This is a genomic window from Hyphomicrobium sp. 1Nfss2.1, assembly GCF_965243865.1.
Lineage (GTDB): Bacteria > Pseudomonadota > Alphaproteobacteria > Rhizobiales > Hyphomicrobiaceae > Hyphomicrobium_A.
In genome coordinates this window covers 980,888-995,705 of sequence record NZ_OZ251603.1, presented here as the reverse complement: position 1 = coordinate 995,705, position 14,818 = coordinate 980,888, and the positions used below count along the sequence as shown (strand labels likewise).

Here is a 14,818-nt window from a genome sequence, read left to right as displayed (position 1 = left end):
CGGGGCGCGGAATCCATTGCTATAGCGAGGGACCCAAAAGGCAACCCCGCGTCCGGAGAGACCCGATGTCGAACAATGAAGAGATGCAAGCCGCCATTGAGCGCCTCAAGCGCGAGAATGCCGAGCTGAACGGTATGGTTCTGGCCACCGGTGTGATCCTCACCCAGCTGCTCCAGGCGATGACGCTGCGCGAGCTCAATCCGCAGAATGCTGCCACTCGCATCGTCACCAATGCACAGAAGGCAATCGAGGGATTCCGGCCGGAGCAGGGCGGTCCGTCTGCGTCCATCATGAAGGAGCGCGCTCTGGCTGCCGTCAAGCAGTACGAGGATCAGCTGCGCTCCGTGCTTCCGACCTGATCGAAGCCGAGATGCCAAACCGGCTCTATCTCGATGATCTCTCCGTCGGTCAGCGCTTCGAAAGCGGCAAGCACCTGATGACGGCGGAGGAGATAAAGCAATTTGCGGCTGCGTATGACCCGCAGCCGTTCCACCTCGATGATGAGGCGGCGAAAAAGTCGCTTTTCGGTGCACTGGCGGCAAGCGGCTGGCATACCGGCGCGGTGACGATGCGCCTCCTGGTCGAGGGCGGCGCACCGATTGCCGGGGGTGTGATCGGCGCGGGCGGCGAGATCGTCTGGCCGCGCCCGACGCGGCCGGGCGATGAGCTGCAGGTGCTCAGCGAAGTGCTGGAGATCAAGCCGTCACGATCGAAGCCTGATCGCGGCATCGTCACGGTGCGCTCGGAGACGCGCAATCAACGTGGCGAGGTGGTGCAGGTGCTGACGTCGAAGCTGGTGGTGCCGCGACGCGTGACGTAACTCCGCTCTACCGCTGGTGTTCAATTGGGGGGAAGCCGGCGGGGCGAGGGCGTCAGTCGTGACGGCACCCCGCCCGCCCGTTCTGGTCAGGCGGCTGCCGTCTTATCGTTGCGCTCTTTCTTGGCGATCTTTGCGAGGCGCTTCTTCTCGTTCTCGGCCTTGCGCTGGCGGGCCTGGATCTTCTTGCGGCGGGAATCTGACAGCGTCGGCATCATGTGCTCCTGGAAGGCAAAATCGGTTTCTGACCGGCTGCATACTAGAGATGGCGCCGGGGAGGCAAGATGCCTCTGAAAAGATGCGCGTTCTGAGCCCTCTGAGCCGCGGATATGCCGCCTTTTGCGTGCGCCGACTAGCTGTTGCCACAGTGTTGGCTCAAAGGGGAAAGGGGTGCTCTTAGAGGCTATTAGGCGATGACACGCTTCCTCAGTAGTGCGATTGCGGGACTGTCGGGCTGCATGGTGTGGCTGGCGGCGTCGGCGCAGCCTGCGTCGGCCCAATTGTTCTGGGATTGGGGTGGCGGCCAGGATCGCGATGGAAGTGGGCGCGAGAACGTCGGCTTCGATCCGAAGTACACGGCCAACCAGATCATCGTCAGCTTCGGCGACCGGCGACTGTACTACATCACGCGACCCGGCCAGGCGGTCAGCTATCCCATCGCCATACCGCGCGAGCAGGACCGTTGGCAGGGCATCACCAAGGTGACGAGCAAGCGGGTCAATCCCTCTTGGCGGCCGACGCCGGACATGCTGCGCGAAAATCCACGGCTGCCGAGTTGGGTGCCGGGCGGACATCCGATGAATCCGCTGGGCGTGCGCGCGCTCTATCTCGGCTCCAGCGCGTATCGCATTCATGGCACTGACGCGCCGTGGACGATTGGTACGGCGGCGTCGAAGGGCTGCATCCGTATGTATAACCGCGACGTGCTCGATCTTTATCCGCGCGTTCCGGTCGGCACCAAAGTGACGGTGACGTGGGAGCGTTTCGGCGGCGGCTATTCTGTGTCGTCAGGACCTCGGGAAGATCGGCGGCAGTTGCGGTCGATGCGATCGCGCGATCTGCCGCGCAGCGATATCGATCGCTGGGCGTACTAGATCGCGCTGTGACTAGCCGGCGGTCCCGGCTTTGACCTCTTCGTACTTTTTCTGTGCCCGCTTGAACTTGTCATCGAACAGCCACATGCCGTCAAGGATCTCGCGGTAGGTCGCCGACTTCTTGGCGCGGTCCTTCTTGCCGAAGGTGAATACCGCGTTGTTGCGCAGGTAGCCCATAATCTTCGGATCGGTGATGCGATAGTTCTCGAAGTCGCCGGATGCGAGGGCGGCGCGTGTTGGTGTGGGGATGATCTGGATGAGTTCGAACAACTTCATCTGGTCGATATCGTCGGGGACCATTTTCACGATCTCGGGGATCTGGCCGAACAGATCGGCGTGGGCGTTCATCAGGCCGTTACGCACCGCGATCCAGTGATTGTAGCGCTGGTCGATACCCTTAGCGCGCTTTTCCTCGGCGTCGTCGCGCGCGGCGAGCTGAGGGTCCAGCTTGCGCACCTTGGCTTTGACTGCGGCCCACTTGCGCGCGCCCTTAGCGTTCTCCGACGTGCCGGTCTGCAGGCTGCCCATGTAGGTCTTCGAGCGGGCGTTGCCGATATTCTGTCGGCCGTTCGTCTCGGCGTAGAACAGGCCAAGGCTAATCTCTCCGGCCTTCTGCGCGGTCGTCGGATTGAGACCTTCGGCTCGGGCGATGACAGTGCCGAGATCGACGACGTCCTTGAAGGGGGTCTTTGAATCCTGCGCGTTTGCGGGCGGGGCTTGCAGCACGCGAAACAGGTCGGCGTACTCCTGGATCAGCGGTTCGATGGCGGCATCGAAGTAGGCAGGGGGGACGTTGAACTTGTTTGGCCGGCCGATGCGCTCGGGGATGGCGTCGGTGAGGTCCTTGTAGGTCGACATCACCTTGACGCGAGCGAGGTAGAGCGCCTGTCCGGGGCGCGTCGGTAGCTTCTTCTTGCCGTCGATCTGCGCGCGGCGCTCGGCGAGCACCTTGTTGAAGTCAGCGAGCGCGGAATCATAGGCGGACTGTGCCTCAACCTGCTCTTTTGTGAGTGCTGCGGCTTCGCTCGGCAGCGACAGGTGTGCCGTTGCGAATAGAAGAGAAGCCAGAAGCATCAGTGTCGATCGGAGAGGCAAAGTTGCTCGCATGCGCTGAATGAGACCTGCTGCTGTTATGAGGTTAGGCCGTTGAATAGCACGAGGGGCGCCCGGGCGAGCATCGGCAACTATCAACGTTGCTAAATTTTAAACTCGATCTGGTGCGGCTGTTTGCTTCGGTCGTGCGGTCGCATGCTCTGTTCGATGTTAACGCTGATGCGTGGCGAAACCGCGATCTCCCAAATGCGCGCGGGCCCTGGTGGCCTATTCGGCGATGTGGACTTCGAAATTGCGTGTCGCCGTCTCGCCGCTAGCAAGGCGCGCCGTCACTGAAAAGCGGTCCGTTCCCTGCTGGCCTGTGCGCGCTGTGTAGTAGACGCCTGTTCCCGTCGCCTTCTTGCCGGTGCAGGTGCCCTGCGTAGACGCGGCGATCGTCGTCTCTTGGCCGGGCACGAAGGAAACGTCGCCCTTCGCCGGAGCATGCGTGACGGTGACCTGCGGGGCCGGGAGGGTTTCGCATTTGTCGCCGAGGCCAGCGAACACGAAGACGCGTGCGGGTCGCCCCGTGACGACGGGTGTGTTGCGCACGGCAGCGTCAGCTGTCGGCATCAACGCGGCAGGGTCATTTGGCGTCGCGGCACCGTTCTGCGAGCCGATGCCCGAGCACGCGCCGCACATCAGGGCGAATGACAGCAGCGCAGCTTTGCCGCAGCCGATGCTAGCGGCATGGAGGGACAATTGTGATGACGACATCTCGATTGGTTTCCAGGATATGGCGCCGCACGGCTGGAATCGCTTCTTCGTAGCACAGCTTGGGCCGCTCGGGCGTATGGAACGGGTTCGGTTGATCGGCGTTTCCAGGTCGCAACAATTTGGAGGAGTGACATGACCAGCCGCATCATTCTTGCTGCAACCCTTGCGCTCGGCACGGCCGGCGCTGCGCTGGCGGACGTCAAGGTCAACACACCGGGAGCTAGCGTGGATACGCCTGCCGGTCCGGTGGATATCAACGTGGACGTCGGCTCGAGCATGAAGCCCACAGAGGCGTGGATTGGACGCGCCGTCTACTCGAGCGACGGCAAGAACGTCGGCGAGGTGGCTGCTATTTCGGGTGACAGCGTCTATGTCGACGTCGGCGGATTCCTGGGTATTGGCGAGAGCCGCGTGCTTCTCGACAACGGAAACCTGGAGGCCGTGCAGCCTGATCGCATCACGTTGAAGATGACAGAGGCGGAGGTGAAGAGCCTGCCGCCGACCAGCGCCGAAAAGAACTAATAACACGCGTTTGGTATTGCCACTGAGTGACTGGGCCATCCGCAGTGCGGATGGCCCATTTTATTTCAAGCGTGCGCTTGGCGGCGATGCAGATACGGCACCACGAACAGCGCGGCGACTGGAATGTGCAGCAGCACGCCGGCAACAAGCAGCGCTGCGACCTCAATGCCCGAAAGCGCGCCGGTCGCCACCTCGTGGTAGAGGACATAGAGCGTGAAGGGCAGGAACATCACAATCGATGTGACGAGCCCTGGATTGTATACGCGGAAACGCAGCGTCGTGACGACGTGGATGATCCCGTTGACCAGCGTGAGCGCGACCCAGCTCAGTCCGATCCAGCGCAGTTCTTCCGGCCAGATCACCGCCAGCGCCAGCGGCACCCACACGTAGACGATGTTGACCAGCGCCACGCCGTCGATATCTACGGGCCAGTCTGGATTACCGCTCTTGAACAGGTGCGCATTGGTGAACTGGCGGAAGCCGCCGGGCCACAGGTGCTCCTCGGTCTGGTGCACCATGTAGATCACGAGCAGGGCGGCAAACAGCGCGCGCGCGCTTGTGGGGTCGGCGTGAAAGGCTACGAGCCAAGCGATGACACCGACGATGGCGAGGGCAGGGAGGGCTCGTTGCCAGTTGTTGGCGATGAAAGTCAGAAGGGGCATGCGTTTGTCTACGGTTTGCGCGTCGGGGGGCCGAGGATCTGAGCTTAGCAGCAAAGAGGTGTACCGGGGGTTTCCGGGGCGCGGTGGGCGGAACAGCGTGGGTCGCGGGACGTTTAGCTAGTAAGCGCCATCGTTGAATCTAACGCGCAAGTTGGAGATGGGTCATGAAGTTGAAACTGGGTCTTGCGGCAGCAGCAATTACACTTGCATTTGTGCCACCGGTGGCGCGAGCGGACTCGGTTGCCGGCATTGAAGGCGCCCGTGCCAAGGAGCGGCAGGGTCGCTGGCTGGATCGCCAGGATCGTGAACAGCTGCGTCGCTGGGGCAGCAACGACGATTGGCGCTATGGCCGGTACGCGCCGTACGACAATGGCTATTACGATCGTCCGCGCTACCGCTACTACCGCGCCGATCCGTACTGAGGGTGCAAGCGGTCTTGCCCGTGCTAATCTGCGAGTATGATCGAAGCAGATTATGTTCGCTGATGGGCTATGATGAACGCTAGTTTGGTGCAGACGTATCGTGCGTTCGCTTACAACAATGCGTGGTGCAACCATCGCCTGCTGACGGCATGCGCTGCGCTCACGCAGGCGGAGTTCGAGGCGCGGCGTACGTCATTTTTTCCCAGCCTGCAGGCGACGCTGAACCATATCTACATTGTCGATCTGTTCTACATTGATGCGCTCGAGGGCGGGTGGCTAGGTCCAGCTGCTTGGAACACCGACGTGCCGTATCCGCAACTATCGGAACTCACTGCGGCGCAACGGTCGATGGACGAGCGCTTAGTTGCAGTTTGCGACAAGCTGGACGATGCAGCGCTAAACACCGTCGTGCGCGTTAACCGGGGTAATCGCGTACAGACGGAGCGTTGCGATCGGCTTCTGATGCACTTGTTTCAGCATCAGATACATCACCGCGGGCACGCACATGCCATGCTTTCGGGGACCCAGGTGAAGCCGCCGCAGCTCGATGAGTTCTTTTCCGTTGCTGAAGCTCCACTGCGCGCGGAGGAGTTCGCGGCGCTCGGGTGGAGCGAAGCCACCGTGTGGGGCAAGTAAGTCGCGAGTACCTACTTCGGGCATGCGTCAGGAGCGCTTGTTGTGATCGGCGCCTTTAGAGCGCCCACGGCTGTCGTCGCCTTCGGTGTCACGCGCGGCTTCCTCGCGCTCTTCGAGGCGTGTGAATGCGTCAATCATAGTCCAACCCATCGGACGGCGGATCATAGACGCGAATAGCTGGCGCAGTGACGGGCCGAGGACTTTTGGCGGCGTATCCATGTCTTCATCCGAGTTGGGCGGCGTTCCGATGTGCGCGGTGAATGGTAAGGCTCCGTTGGTTCTAGGGAATAAATCCGGATGCTGTGCTGTTGGTTCCCGAACGGATTGCGGGACGGCGATCTCGCGATGACGTGAAGGAGCTTGATCGCGGCGCAAAGTTTGCGGCCTTGCAACGGGTTTGCTGCGGCCCCAGGTCGTTCTCATGCAGAAGGGCGAGCTGATCTCAGCGCTGCGGTGCGAGATCTCATTGGCCGCCGAGACTGCTGGGCCGAATGGTGCGCCATAGCCGCGCCGGTGGTCCGCAAATCCCCAACGCGAGAACAATCATGAAGCCTATGCAGATCATTGTCCCCGCAATCGCAGTGTTGATGTCCGCTGTCGCCATCGTGCCGAATGCAGGCGCTCAGAATTATGCGCAGGAGACAGTGCCGCCGTATCCGCCGTCGGTGACGGTGCTGGACCAACAGCTCAAGAACGATGAGGTGTCGATCGCGTACGCGTACCTGCCGAAAGATGGCAAGCTGACTATTTTCTCAGGCAATCCCGAGAAAATGTCCGACGCATCTGCGCTCGGTTCTGTCGAGTTGAAGGCCGGCGATCATCGTCAGCTCAAAGTGCCTTTGACCAACGCGCCCGAAGCGGGCACGCAGCTTTGGGCCATGGTCGACAAGGGCAAGGGCGACGCTGTGGTGCCGTTCTCCAAGGCTGACGAGCGCGCACAGCAAAGCTTCAAGGCACTTTAGCCCGGGCGCGGCCTCCGGGGAAAACGTCGGCCGGCCGTGTGCGCTATAGCTCGCGGTCGGCCGCGTGCGTCTGCACGGCGCCGACGTGGGTTTCGCCGCGGGCGGCGGCGAGTGTTTCCTGGTGGTGGCGCTCGCGGTAGCGGGCGCGCTGCGCGTCGGTGCGCTCGCCATGACACGCGGGGCAACTGACGCCCTCTTCATACAGTTCGGACGTGCGGTCGTCGGCGCTGAGCGGGCGGCGGCAGGCGCGGCATAGCTCGTAGTTGCCGCGCTCCAGTCCATGGCCGACGGTGACGCGCTCGTCGAACACGAAGCACTCGCCCTGCCACTTGCTTTGCTCGGGCGGGACTTCCTCCAGGTAGCGCAGGATGCCGCCCTGCAGGTGATAGACTTTGTCGACGCCCTCGGCCTTGAGGAACGCGGTCGATTTCTCGCAGCGGATGCCGCCGGTGCAGAACATTGCGACCTTCGGTTCGGTGCCGGCGGCGATGAGGCGCTCGCGCTCGGCGCGGAACCAGGCGGGGAACTCGCGGAAAGTCTTCGTCTGCGGATTGATGGCGCCTTCGAAGGTGCCGACGGCAACCTCATAGTCGTTGCGGGTGTCGATGAGGATGGTGCCCGGCTCGCTGATCAGCGCGTTCCAATCGACGGGGGAGACGTAGCGGCCGACGCTGTGGCGCGGGTCGATGCCCGGCGCGCCCATGGTGACGATCTCGCGCTTTAGGCGCACCTTCATGCGGTGGAACGGGAGCTCAGCGGCTCGGGAGAATTTCACCTCGAGCCCGGCGGTGCCGACCAGCTGGCGGATGTGATCCAGCACGCGGCTGATGGCGGCGTCGGTGCCGGCGATGGTGCCGTTGATGCCTTCGGGCGCCAGCAGCAGCGTGCCCTTGACGCCTTGGCCACAGCATAGCGCGGCGAGCGAGGCGCGGGCGTCCGCATAGTCCGGGAGGGCGGCGAACTTATAGAGCGCCGCAATCAGGATGGGTTCGTCAGGGTTCTGCATGGCGCCTGTCATATCGCCTGGGCGCTGGGACTGGAAGCCCGGTGGGAGGACCGCGCGAGTCAGCCTTGCCGGCGGAGCGCTTATCAGCCGCGTTCAGCTGAGCCCCGCGGCGCGGGCCTCGGCGATGAGCGACTTCAGGATGCGCGCTTCTTTCTTGAGGCGCAGGGTGCGCGGGCGGGTGGCGCGGCGGCGCATGTCGCGCAGTCTGCGGCGGGCCATTTGCGCCATGCCGTTGCGGAGCTTCAGTTGCGTCCTGCGAAAGTGCTCGTCGGTCATGTGGGGCTCCTTGCTGGTGCTGAGCGCATGCGCGATTGGCCGGGGCGGCGGGGCCGATCCGGTTAGCGCGAGGGAAGAGGGGCTGCGGGGCGGGAAGCGCCGCTGATCTTTGGTAATTGAAGCGGCGGTTGCCGCCCCGCGCAGGATTTTGGGCATACCCGCAGCATTTCAGCGGTTTCCCGCTCCCGGACTCTCACCGGGTGGGTGCGGCGAGCCTCGGATAGTCGCGCGCCGCGTGAGCGTGCGTGTACCCGACACTGCAGCCCGCCCTCAGATCAGGAACGCCTCGAGATCGACCCCTCCGCGGGGCGGGATGAGGGAAGTATGCGCGGCGCGGGGAGGGCGGGGAGAAGTTTGTGGGGGGACAGGATAGCACGCGGGCAGGACGGTCGCATGAGCCGCACGATTCACGACGAGACAGAACTCTGGTACACACGGGTTGTCTTGTTGATCTGGATGGGGCCGAAGCGGGGATTGCAACAATGTCCGAGACACAGATTGAATGGACAGATGCTACTTGGAACCCCGTCGCAGGATGCTCGGTGATCAGCGCTGGCTGCACCAACTGCTACGCGATGGAAATGGCACGGCGCCTCGAAGCGATGGGTATCGATAAGTATGCCGGGCTGACGAGAAAGAGCGGCAAGCGCGCCGTCTGGAAAGGCATCGTGCGCGAGGACTGGTCAGCCCTCGAAATCCCGGCTCGCTGGAAGCGGCCGAAAAAGATCTTCGTGAACTCGATGAGCGACCTCTTCCATGAAGGCGTCAGCGATAGGTTCATCAAAGAGGTTTGGTCGGTGATGAAACGCACCTCCCATCATCACTATCAAATCCTGACCAAGCGACCTGAACGTATGGCCGCGTTTGTACGCAAGCATGTCAAAGAGATCGTTCCCAATGTTTGGCTGGGCACAAGCATAGAGAACGCCGATCATGTCGCCAGGGCAGAGGCGTTGAAGACAGTCCCCGCAGCCATAAGGTTTATCTCCTTCGAACCGCTCATCGGCCCGATCGGAGACATCGATCTTGCCGGCATCCATTGGGCCATCGTAGGCGGCGAAAGCGGGCGGCTCGCGCGCCCGATCCGGGAGGAATGGATCGATGAAGTCTATGAACAATGCCTCCAGCACAATACGGCGTTCTTCTTCAAACAGTGGGGCACATGGGGCAAGGACAACAAGAAGCGATCCAAGAAGGCTAACGGACGGGTCTATCGCGGCAAAACCTGGGATGACATGCCGCGTAGCCTGACCACCCCGGGCGCCAACGGTCTGGGGTGAGCGATGGTCGCCAAGCGCTACGATTGGGAAAACGGCGTCCCACTCGAAGACCACACGCGCCGCAAGCACAAAATTTTGCGAGAGTATTTTGCGCGCTACCTGGCCGTTCGCTGCGTTTATCCGCAGCAAACCAAATTCCGCCTGGCCATCATTGACGCGTTTTCAGGTGGCGGCCGCTACATGTGCGGTGCGGCCGGGTCCCCACTGATATTTATCGAAGAGCTACGGCTGGCGGCGGAAAGCTTCAACGTCAAGCGTAAGGCCGACGGCATGGCGCCGATCGACATCGAGTGCTTCCTCATCCTGAATGACGCCGAGCCGGGTACAATCGCTATCCTGCGCAGCCATGTGGAGCCGATCCTAGCCGCTATTCGGGCTGAGGTGCCGCAACTGCACATTCAGCGCGTCTATTATGAGCAGGATTTTGAAAGCCTGTTCCCGGACATCAAGGCCAGTCTAAAGCAAGGCCGCTACCAGAGCGCTCTCTTCAACCTCGACCAGTACGCGCACAGCGACGTCAATTTGACCACGCTGCGGGAGATCAGCGTGGCCTTTAACTCGGCCGAGATCTTCTACACGTTCGGCATTTCATCGCTGATTGCGTTTTTGCGTAAGAGCGACCCTGCCGCGCTCGCCAAACAATTGGCGTTCCTCGGCGCTGGTGCGGACCTTTCAAAGCTTGAACAGCTCATGAGCCGCACGGAATGGCTGGGGGCCGCCGAACGTCTAGTCTTTGACCGCTTCGGCGATTGCGCCCAGTTCGTGAGCCCGTTCTCGATCAACAATCCCGATGGCTGGCGCTATTGGCTGATTCATATGGCCAACAACTACCGCGCCCGCCAGGAATACAACAACGTCCTGCACCAGAACAGCAGCATGCAAGCACACTTCGGCCGCTCCGGCCTCAACATGCTTTCGTTCGATCCATCACACGAAGGGTCGCTCTACCTGTTCGATGTCTCCGGTCGCACTCTCGCCAAGCAGCAATTGCTGGAGGACATCCCCCGCGTCGTTACCGATTTTGGCGATGCCATATCGGTGGGCGAGTTCTATGGCAGTATCTACAATATGACGCCCAACCATACTGACGACATCCACGCCGCAATGGTTGAAAACACGGACCTTGAAGTCCTCACGGAGACCGGCGGAGTGCGCAGGGTTCCAAACACAATCCGCGCCAACGATACCCTCCGCATGAAGCGGCAGCGCACGTTCTTTCCCATCTTTCTCGGATCGAAGTAGCCCGTCGGGTTCTATTGCTTGGTTTCGGAACGCGCCCGATCCTCTGGTGAAGGCTCTGCCGGCTAATCTTGCTGCCAGCGAATCCGTTCGTCCGCTTTAAGGTGAGGGGCGAACTCGCTGTCCCTCCTTGTTGGTCACCTCCCAAGTTGAGCTTGATCGTCGCTCCTGGACTCCGCAATACAGCCGGAGGGAAAGCGTTACTCCGCGGCTTGTTTGCGGGCCCGCTTGGCGGGGCTTGGCGCGGCGCGGGCCATGATGGGCTTGAGGTAGTGGCCGGTGTGGCTTTCCTTGGTCGCGGCGATGGTTTCTGGGGTGCCTTCGGCTACGACGCGGCCGCCGCCGTCGCCGCCCTGCGGGCCCATGTCGATGACCCAGTCGGCGGTCTTGATCACTTCCAGATTGTGCTCGATGACGACGACGGTGTTGCCGGCGTCGGCCAGCTCGTGCAGCACCTCCAACAGCTTGGCGACGTCGTGGAAGTGCAGGCCCGTGGTCGGCTCGTCCAGGATGTAGAGCGTGCGGCCGGTGGCGCGGCGTGACAGCTCCTTCGACAGCTTGATGCGCTGGGCCTCGCCGCCCGACAGCGTCGTCGCCTGCTGGCCGATCTTGATGTAGCCGAGGCCGACGCGGGCGAGCGTTTCCATCTTGTCGCGAATGGAGGGCACGGCGGAGAAGAACTTGGCGCCTTCCTCGACGGTCATGTCGAGCACGTCGGCGATGGACTTCTCGCGGTAGGTGATCTCCAGCGTCTCGCGGTTGTAGCGCTTGCCCTTGCAGACGTCGCAGGTGACGTAGACGTCGGGCAGGAAGTGCATCTCGATCTTGATGACGCCGTCGCCCTGGCAGGCTTCGCAGCGGCCGCCCTTGACGTTGAAGGAGAAGCGGCCCGGGCCGTAGCCGCGCGCCTTGGCTTCGGGCAGGCCGGCGAACCAGTCGCGGATGGGTGTGAAGGCGCCGGTGTAGGTCGCCGGGTTGGAGCGCGGCGTGCGGCCGATGGGCGACTGGTCGATGTCGATGACCTTGTCGAGATGTTCGAGGCCCTCGATGCGCTTGTGGGCGCCGGCGTGGATGCGCGCGCCGTTGAGCTTGCGGGCGGCGGCGGCAAACAGCGTGTCGATGATGAGCGAGGATTTGCCCGAGCCCGATACGCCGGTGACGCAGGTGAACAGGCCGAGGGGGATGTCGGCGGTGACGTCCTGCAGGTTGTTCTCGGTGGCGCCGACGACGCGCAGGAAGCGGCCCTTCTGCGGCTGGCGGCGCTGCTTGGGTAGCGGCACCTGGCGCTCGCCGGAGAGGTATTGCCCGGTGAGGCTCTTGGGGTTGGCCATGATCTCGGCGGGCGTGCCCTGGGCGATGACCTCGCCGCCGTGGATGCCGGCGCCGGGGCCAATGTCGACGACGTGGTCGGCCTGCATGATGGCGTCCTCGTCGTGCTCGACGACGATGACGGTGTTGCCGATGTCGCGCAGGTGCTTGAGCGTGCCGAGCAGGCGGTCGTTGTCGCGCTGGTGCAGGCCGATGGAGGGCTCGTCGAGCACGTAGAGCACGCCGGTGAGGCCGGAGCCGATCTGCGAGGCGAGGCGGATGCGCTGGCTTTCGCCGCCGGACAAGGTGCCGGACGAGCGCGAGAGGGTGAGATATTCGAGGCCGACGTCGTTGAGGAACTGCAGGCGCTCGCGGATCTCCTTGAGGATGCGCGTGGCGATCTCGTTCTGCTGCTTGGTCAGCGTCTCCGGCAGCTCGGCGAACCACTGGTTGGCCGCCTTGATCGACATGTCGGTGACTTCGCCGATGTGGCGGCCGTTGACCTTGACGGCGAGCGCTTGCGGCTTGAGGCGATAGCCGCCGCAGGCTTCGCACGGGTGCGAGCCCTGGTAGCGCTCGAGTTCTTCGCGCACCCAGTCGGAGTCCGTTTCGCGCCAGCGGCGCTCGATGTTGCCGATGACGCCTTCGAAGGCTTTGACGGTCTTGTAGTTACGGGTGCCGTCGAAATAGGTGAAGGTGATCTCGTCCTCGCCGGTGCCGTAGAGGAGCGCCAGCTGCACGTGCTTGGGCAGCTTGTTCCAGGGCGTCTCCATCGACACGTCGAAGTGCTTGGTGAGGCTTTCCAGCGTCTGCTCGTAGTAGGGCGAGGAGGCGCCGGTCTTGGCCCACGGGACGATGGCGCCTTCGCTGAGCGACAGGTCGGCGTTGGGCACGACGAGGTCGGGCTCGAACTGCAGTTCAGTGCCGAGGCCGTCGCAGGTGGGGCAGGCGCCGGCGGGGGCGTTGAACGAGAAGAGGCGCGGCTCGATCTCGTCGATGGTGAAGCCGGAGACGGGGCAGGCGAAGCGCGCCGAGAAGATGACGCGCTCGTGCGTCTCGTTCTTCGACTTGTTGGCGCCCTTAGTCTCGGAGGCGGGCAGCGGCTTGTCGGCGAACTCGACGACGGCAACCTGCTCCTCGACGAGGTTGAGCGCGGTCTCGAAGCTGTCGGCGAGGCGCTTTGAGATGTCGGCGCGCACGACGAGGCGGTCGATGACGACCTCGATGTCGTGCTTGAATTTCTTGTCGAGCTTGGGGGCGTCGGCGATCTCGTAGAAGGTGCCGTTGATCTTGACGCGCTGGAAGCCCTTCTTCTGCAGCTCGGCCAGCTCCTTCTTGAACTCGCCTTTGCGGCCGCGGGCGATGGGCGCCATCAGGTAGATGCGCGTGCCTTCGGGCAGGGCGAGCACGCGGTCGACCATCTGCGAGACGGTCTGGCTTTCGATGGGGAGGCCGGTGGCGGGCGAATAGGGCACGCCGACGCGTGCAAACAGCAGGCGCAAGTAGTCATAGATTTCGGTGACGGTGCCGACGGTGGAGCGCGGGTTCTTCGACGTCGTCTTCTGCTCGATGGAGATGGCGGGCGACAGGCCGTCGATGTGGTCGACGTCCGGCTTCTGCATCATCTCGAGGAACTGGCGCGCGTAGGCGGAAAGGCTTTCGACGTAGCGGCGCTGGCCCTCGGCATAGATGGTGTCGAAGGCGAGCGAGGACTTGCCCGAGCCGGACAGGCCCGTGAACACGACGAGGGCGTCGCGCGGGATCTCCAGGTCGACGTTCTTGAGATTGTGCTCGCGCGCGCCGCGGACGTGGATGGTTTTCATCAACGACGGGGCGGCGGGCGTCTTAGGGGGTTTGGCCATGGAGACTTGTCTAACCGACGCCGAGAAGGGCAGCAATTGCCGGGAACGGGGGAAAATGGGACGGGCCGGCGCGGCCAGCCGCCCCATAGATACTGGCCCATAGATAATGTCGGGCGGGGCCTGGCGAAAGCGCCGCAACTGTCGCGCTTGCCGGCCGGCCGGCGGTCAGGCCGCCTTGGCGGTCCCGGCTGCCAGGGCCGGATAATACTGCTGCATCATGCGGTCGCGGTAGGCGACGAGGTTCTCCTGCAACTCGGCGGCGGTGCGGATCGGGGTCTTGAAGCAGGGGGCCAGAGCGGCGGCAACAAAGGCAAAGATGGTCGCGTCGGCGCCGCAGGGCCGCGGGCCCATCAGATAGGGTTTGTCGCCGAGGAAGTCGGCGATGGCCCCGAGGTCGCGGACGGCGAGCTGGCAGATCTCGTCTTCGGTGTGGCGGCCGATGCCATGGCCTTTCAGGTTGCGGCGAACCTCGCGACGGACCAGGGCGCAGATGAGCGGACGCAGGGGAGCGGGCGCGGTGTCGAAGAAATGGCGCGGGCCGATGTCGAAGTTCTCGTCGATCATCCAGCGGGCGTGCACCAGCGCGAAGTAAAGGTGATCCTCGCACATTTTCTCGAAGGCCCAGGCGGTGGCGCGCTCGGACGGGGTGAGGCCAGCGTCGAAATCAATCTCGTGGTGGCGCTGAAGGTGGAGGCGGATGAAGGTCGAGTCGGCGACGAGGAGGCCGTCATTCTCAATGTAGGGCAGCTTGCCCTTGGGAGCCTTGCGGAACCCGGTGGTGTCGACGCGGTAGGGCAGACCTGACATTTTCAGCAGCACTTCGGCCTTGGTGACGAAGGGGCTGGAGTCAGGCAGACCGAAACGCGGGCCAAAGGCATATAACGTGATCATCGGGCACCTGTTTGAGTTTTGCTGCCCAGACC

General features: G+C 63.1%; 18 protein-coding genes. 9 read left to right on the top strand and 9 right to left on the bottom strand.

All coding sequences use genetic code 11. The annotated features are described in order from the left end of the window. The first annotated feature begins 65 nt into the window (after positions 1 to 65). Positions 66 to 359, top strand: coding sequence for a hypothetical protein (locus ACP15D_RS05040; protein WP_072374491.1), 294 nt, complete (start codon positions 66 to 68; stop codon positions 357 to 359). Between the two features lie 11 nt (positions 360 to 370). After that, positions 371 to 820, top strand: a complete 450-nt coding sequence (locus ACP15D_RS05035; protein ID WP_424956458.1) for a MaoC family dehydratase — start codon at positions 371 to 373, stop codon at positions 818 to 820. Positions 821 to 906: 86 nt separating this feature from the next. Here ACP15D_RS05035 and ACP15D_RS05030 read toward each other — a convergent pair whose 3' ends face one another. Next, entirely contained in the window at positions 907 to 1,032 is a 126-nt protein-coding gene (locus tag ACP15D_RS05030) for a hypothetical protein (RefSeq protein WP_424956457.1), read from the bottom strand. Between the two features lie 198 nt (positions 1,033 to 1,230). On the opposite strand from ACP15D_RS05030, the gene ACP15D_RS05025 reads away from it, so the two are divergent. Further along, the gene (locus tag ACP15D_RS05025) at positions 1,231 to 1,911 is read left to right on the top strand and encodes a L,D-transpeptidase (RefSeq protein WP_424956456.1); all 681 of its coding nucleotides are present in this window, start codon (positions 1,231 to 1,233) and stop codon (positions 1,909 to 1,911) included. A gap of 12 nt (positions 1,912 to 1,923) precedes the next feature. On the opposite strand, the gene ACP15D_RS05020 is transcribed toward ACP15D_RS05025, so the two are convergent. After that, positions 1,924 to 2,985, bottom strand: coding sequence for a hypothetical protein (locus ACP15D_RS05020; RefSeq protein WP_424956455.1), 1,062 nt, complete (start codon positions 2,983 to 2,985; stop codon positions 1,924 to 1,926). 246 nt (positions 2,986 to 3,231) lie between these two features. Beyond that, positions 3,232 to 3,720, bottom strand: a complete 489-nt coding sequence (locus ACP15D_RS05015; RefSeq protein WP_424956454.1) for a hypothetical protein — start codon at positions 3,718 to 3,720, stop codon at positions 3,232 to 3,234. A 132-nt stretch (positions 3,721 to 3,852) separates the two neighbouring features. Here ACP15D_RS05015 and ACP15D_RS05010 point away from each other — a divergent pair, with 132 nt between their 5' ends. Next, complete coding sequence (locus tag ACP15D_RS05010) at positions 3,853 to 4,242, top strand: hypothetical protein (protein ID WP_424956453.1); 390 nt, start codon at positions 3,853 to 3,855, stop codon at positions 4,240 to 4,242. Positions 4,243 to 4,307: 65 nt separating this feature from the next. Here the strand turns inward: ACP15D_RS05010 and ACP15D_RS05005 are convergent, their stop codons facing one another. Then, positions 4,308 to 4,904, bottom strand: coding sequence for an HXXEE domain-containing protein (locus ACP15D_RS05005; protein WP_424956452.1), 597 nt, complete (start codon positions 4,902 to 4,904; stop codon positions 4,308 to 4,310). A 164-nt stretch (positions 4,905 to 5,068) separates the two neighbouring features. Here ACP15D_RS05005 and ACP15D_RS05000 point away from each other — a divergent pair, with 164 nt between their 5' ends. Together ACP15D_RS05000 and ACP15D_RS04995 are read left to right on the top strand one after the other, a co-directional pair. After that, positions 5,069 to 5,326: a hypothetical protein gene (locus tag ACP15D_RS05000; protein WP_424956451.1), complete on the top strand. Its 258-nt coding sequence runs from the start codon at positions 5,069 to 5,071 to the stop codon at positions 5,324 to 5,326. A gap of 72 nt (positions 5,327 to 5,398) precedes the next feature. Further along, complete coding sequence (locus tag ACP15D_RS04995; protein ID WP_424956450.1) at positions 5,399 to 5,962, top strand: DinB family protein; 564 nt, start codon at positions 5,399 to 5,401, stop codon at positions 5,960 to 5,962. A gap of 27 nt (positions 5,963 to 5,989) precedes the next feature. Here ACP15D_RS04995 and ACP15D_RS04990 read toward each other — a convergent pair whose 3' ends face one another. After that, a complete protein-coding gene (locus ACP15D_RS04990; RefSeq protein WP_424956449.1) occupies positions 5,990 to 6,181 on the bottom strand; it encodes a hypothetical protein in 192 nt (63 codons plus the stop codon). Between the two features lie 326 nt (positions 6,182 to 6,507). Here ACP15D_RS04990 and ACP15D_RS04985 point away from each other — a divergent pair, with 326 nt between their 5' ends. After that, a complete protein-coding gene (locus ACP15D_RS04985) occupies positions 6,508 to 6,924 on the top strand; it encodes a DUF7282 domain-containing protein (protein ID WP_424956448.1) in 417 nt (138 codons plus the stop codon). Between the two features lie 43 nt (positions 6,925 to 6,967). Here ACP15D_RS04985 and ACP15D_RS04980 read toward each other — a convergent pair whose 3' ends face one another. Beyond that, entirely contained in the window at positions 6,968 to 7,930 is a 963-nt protein-coding gene (locus tag ACP15D_RS04980; protein WP_424956447.1) for a rhodanese-related sulfurtransferase, read from the bottom strand. Between the two features lie 93 nt (positions 7,931 to 8,023). Next, positions 8,024 to 8,206, bottom strand: a complete 183-nt coding sequence (locus ACP15D_RS04975) for a hypothetical protein (protein WP_424956446.1) — start codon at positions 8,204 to 8,206, stop codon at positions 8,024 to 8,026. Positions 8,207 to 8,688: 482 nt separating this feature from the next. On the opposite strand from ACP15D_RS04975, the gene ACP15D_RS04970 reads away from it, so the two are divergent. Together ACP15D_RS04970 and ACP15D_RS04965 are read left to right on the top strand one after the other, a co-directional pair. Beyond that, positions 8,689 to 9,486, top strand: coding sequence for a phage Gp37/Gp68 family protein (locus tag ACP15D_RS04970; RefSeq protein ID WP_424956445.1), 798 nt, complete (start codon positions 8,689 to 8,691; stop codon positions 9,484 to 9,486). A 3-nt stretch (positions 9,487 to 9,489) separates the two neighbouring features. Beyond that, a complete protein-coding gene (locus tag ACP15D_RS04965; protein ID WP_424956444.1) occupies positions 9,490 to 10,728 on the top strand; it encodes a three-Cys-motif partner protein TcmP in 1,239 nt (412 codons plus the stop codon). Positions 10,729 to 10,925: 197 nt separating this feature from the next. On the opposite strand, the gene uvrA is transcribed toward ACP15D_RS04965, so the two are convergent. Both uvrA and ACP15D_RS04955 read right to left on the bottom strand, forming a co-directional pair. Beyond that, complete coding sequence (uvrA, locus tag ACP15D_RS04960; protein ID WP_424956443.1) at positions 10,926 to 13,895, bottom strand: excinuclease ABC subunit UvrA; 2,970 nt, start codon at positions 13,893 to 13,895, stop codon at positions 10,926 to 10,928. A gap of 165 nt (positions 13,896 to 14,060) precedes the next feature. Then, positions 14,061 to 14,786, bottom strand: a complete 726-nt coding sequence (locus ACP15D_RS04955; RefSeq protein ID WP_424956442.1) for a glutathione S-transferase family protein — start codon at positions 14,784 to 14,786, stop codon at positions 14,061 to 14,063. Between the last annotated feature and the right edge of the window lie 32 nt (positions 14,787 to 14,818).

Bases quoted from the DNA above. Each gene is read 5' to 3' on its own strand.
- ACP15D_RS05040 (WP_072374491.1), top strand. From the start codon at position 66: ATGTCGAACAATGAAGAGATGCAAGCCGCCATTGAGCGCCTCAAGCGC.
- ACP15D_RS05035 (WP_424956458.1), top strand. From the start codon at position 371: ATGCCAAACCGGCTCTATCTCGATGATCTCTCCGTCGGTCAGCGCTTC.
- ACP15D_RS05030 (WP_424956457.1), bottom strand. From the start codon at position 1,032: ATGCCGACGCTGTCAGATTCCCGCCGCAAGAAGATCCAGGCCCGCCAG.
- ACP15D_RS05025 (WP_424956456.1), top strand. From the start codon at position 1,231: ATGACACGCTTCCTCAGTAGTGCGATTGCGGGACTGTCGGGCTGCATG.
- ACP15D_RS05020 (WP_424956455.1), bottom strand. From the start codon at position 2,985: ATGCTTCTGGCTTCTCTTCTATTCGCAACGGCACACCTGTCGCTGCCG.
- ACP15D_RS05015 (WP_424956454.1), bottom strand. From the start codon at position 3,720: ATGTCGTCATCACAATTGTCCCTCCATGCCGCTAGCATCGGCTGCGGC.
- ACP15D_RS05010 (WP_424956453.1), top strand. From the start codon at position 3,853: ATGACCAGCCGCATCATTCTTGCTGCAACCCTTGCGCTCGGCACGGCC.
- ACP15D_RS05005 (WP_424956452.1), bottom strand. From the start codon at position 4,904: ATGCCCCTTCTGACTTTCATCGCCAACAACTGGCAACGAGCCCTCCCT.
- ACP15D_RS05000 (WP_424956451.1), top strand. From the start codon at position 5,069: ATGAAGTTGAAACTGGGTCTTGCGGCAGCAGCAATTACACTTGCATTT.
- ACP15D_RS04995 (WP_424956450.1), top strand. From the start codon at position 5,399: ATGAACGCTAGTTTGGTGCAGACGTATCGTGCGTTCGCTTACAACAAT.
- ACP15D_RS04990 (WP_424956449.1), bottom strand. From the start codon at position 6,181: ATGGATACGCCGCCAAAAGTCCTCGGCCCGTCACTGCGCCAGCTATTC.
- ACP15D_RS04985 (WP_424956448.1), top strand. From the start codon at position 6,508: ATGAAGCCTATGCAGATCATTGTCCCCGCAATCGCAGTGTTGATGTCC.
- ACP15D_RS04980 (WP_424956447.1), bottom strand. From the start codon at position 7,930: ATGCAGAACCCTGACGAACCCATCCTGATTGCGGCGCTCTATAAGTTC.
- ACP15D_RS04975 (WP_424956446.1), bottom strand. From the start codon at position 8,206: ATGACCGACGAGCACTTTCGCAGGACGCAACTGAAGCTCCGCAACGGC.
- ACP15D_RS04970 (WP_424956445.1), top strand. From the start codon at position 8,689: ATGTCCGAGACACAGATTGAATGGACAGATGCTACTTGGAACCCCGTC.
- ACP15D_RS04965 (WP_424956444.1), top strand. From the start codon at position 9,490: ATGGTCGCCAAGCGCTACGATTGGGAAAACGGCGTCCCACTCGAAGAC.
- uvrA (WP_424956443.1), bottom strand. From the start codon at position 13,895: ATGGCCAAACCCCCTAAGACGCCCGCCGCCCCGTCGTTGATGAAAACC.
- ACP15D_RS04955 (WP_424956442.1), bottom strand. From the start codon at position 14,786: ATGATCACGTTATATGCCTTTGGCCCGCGTTTCGGTCTGCCTGACTCC.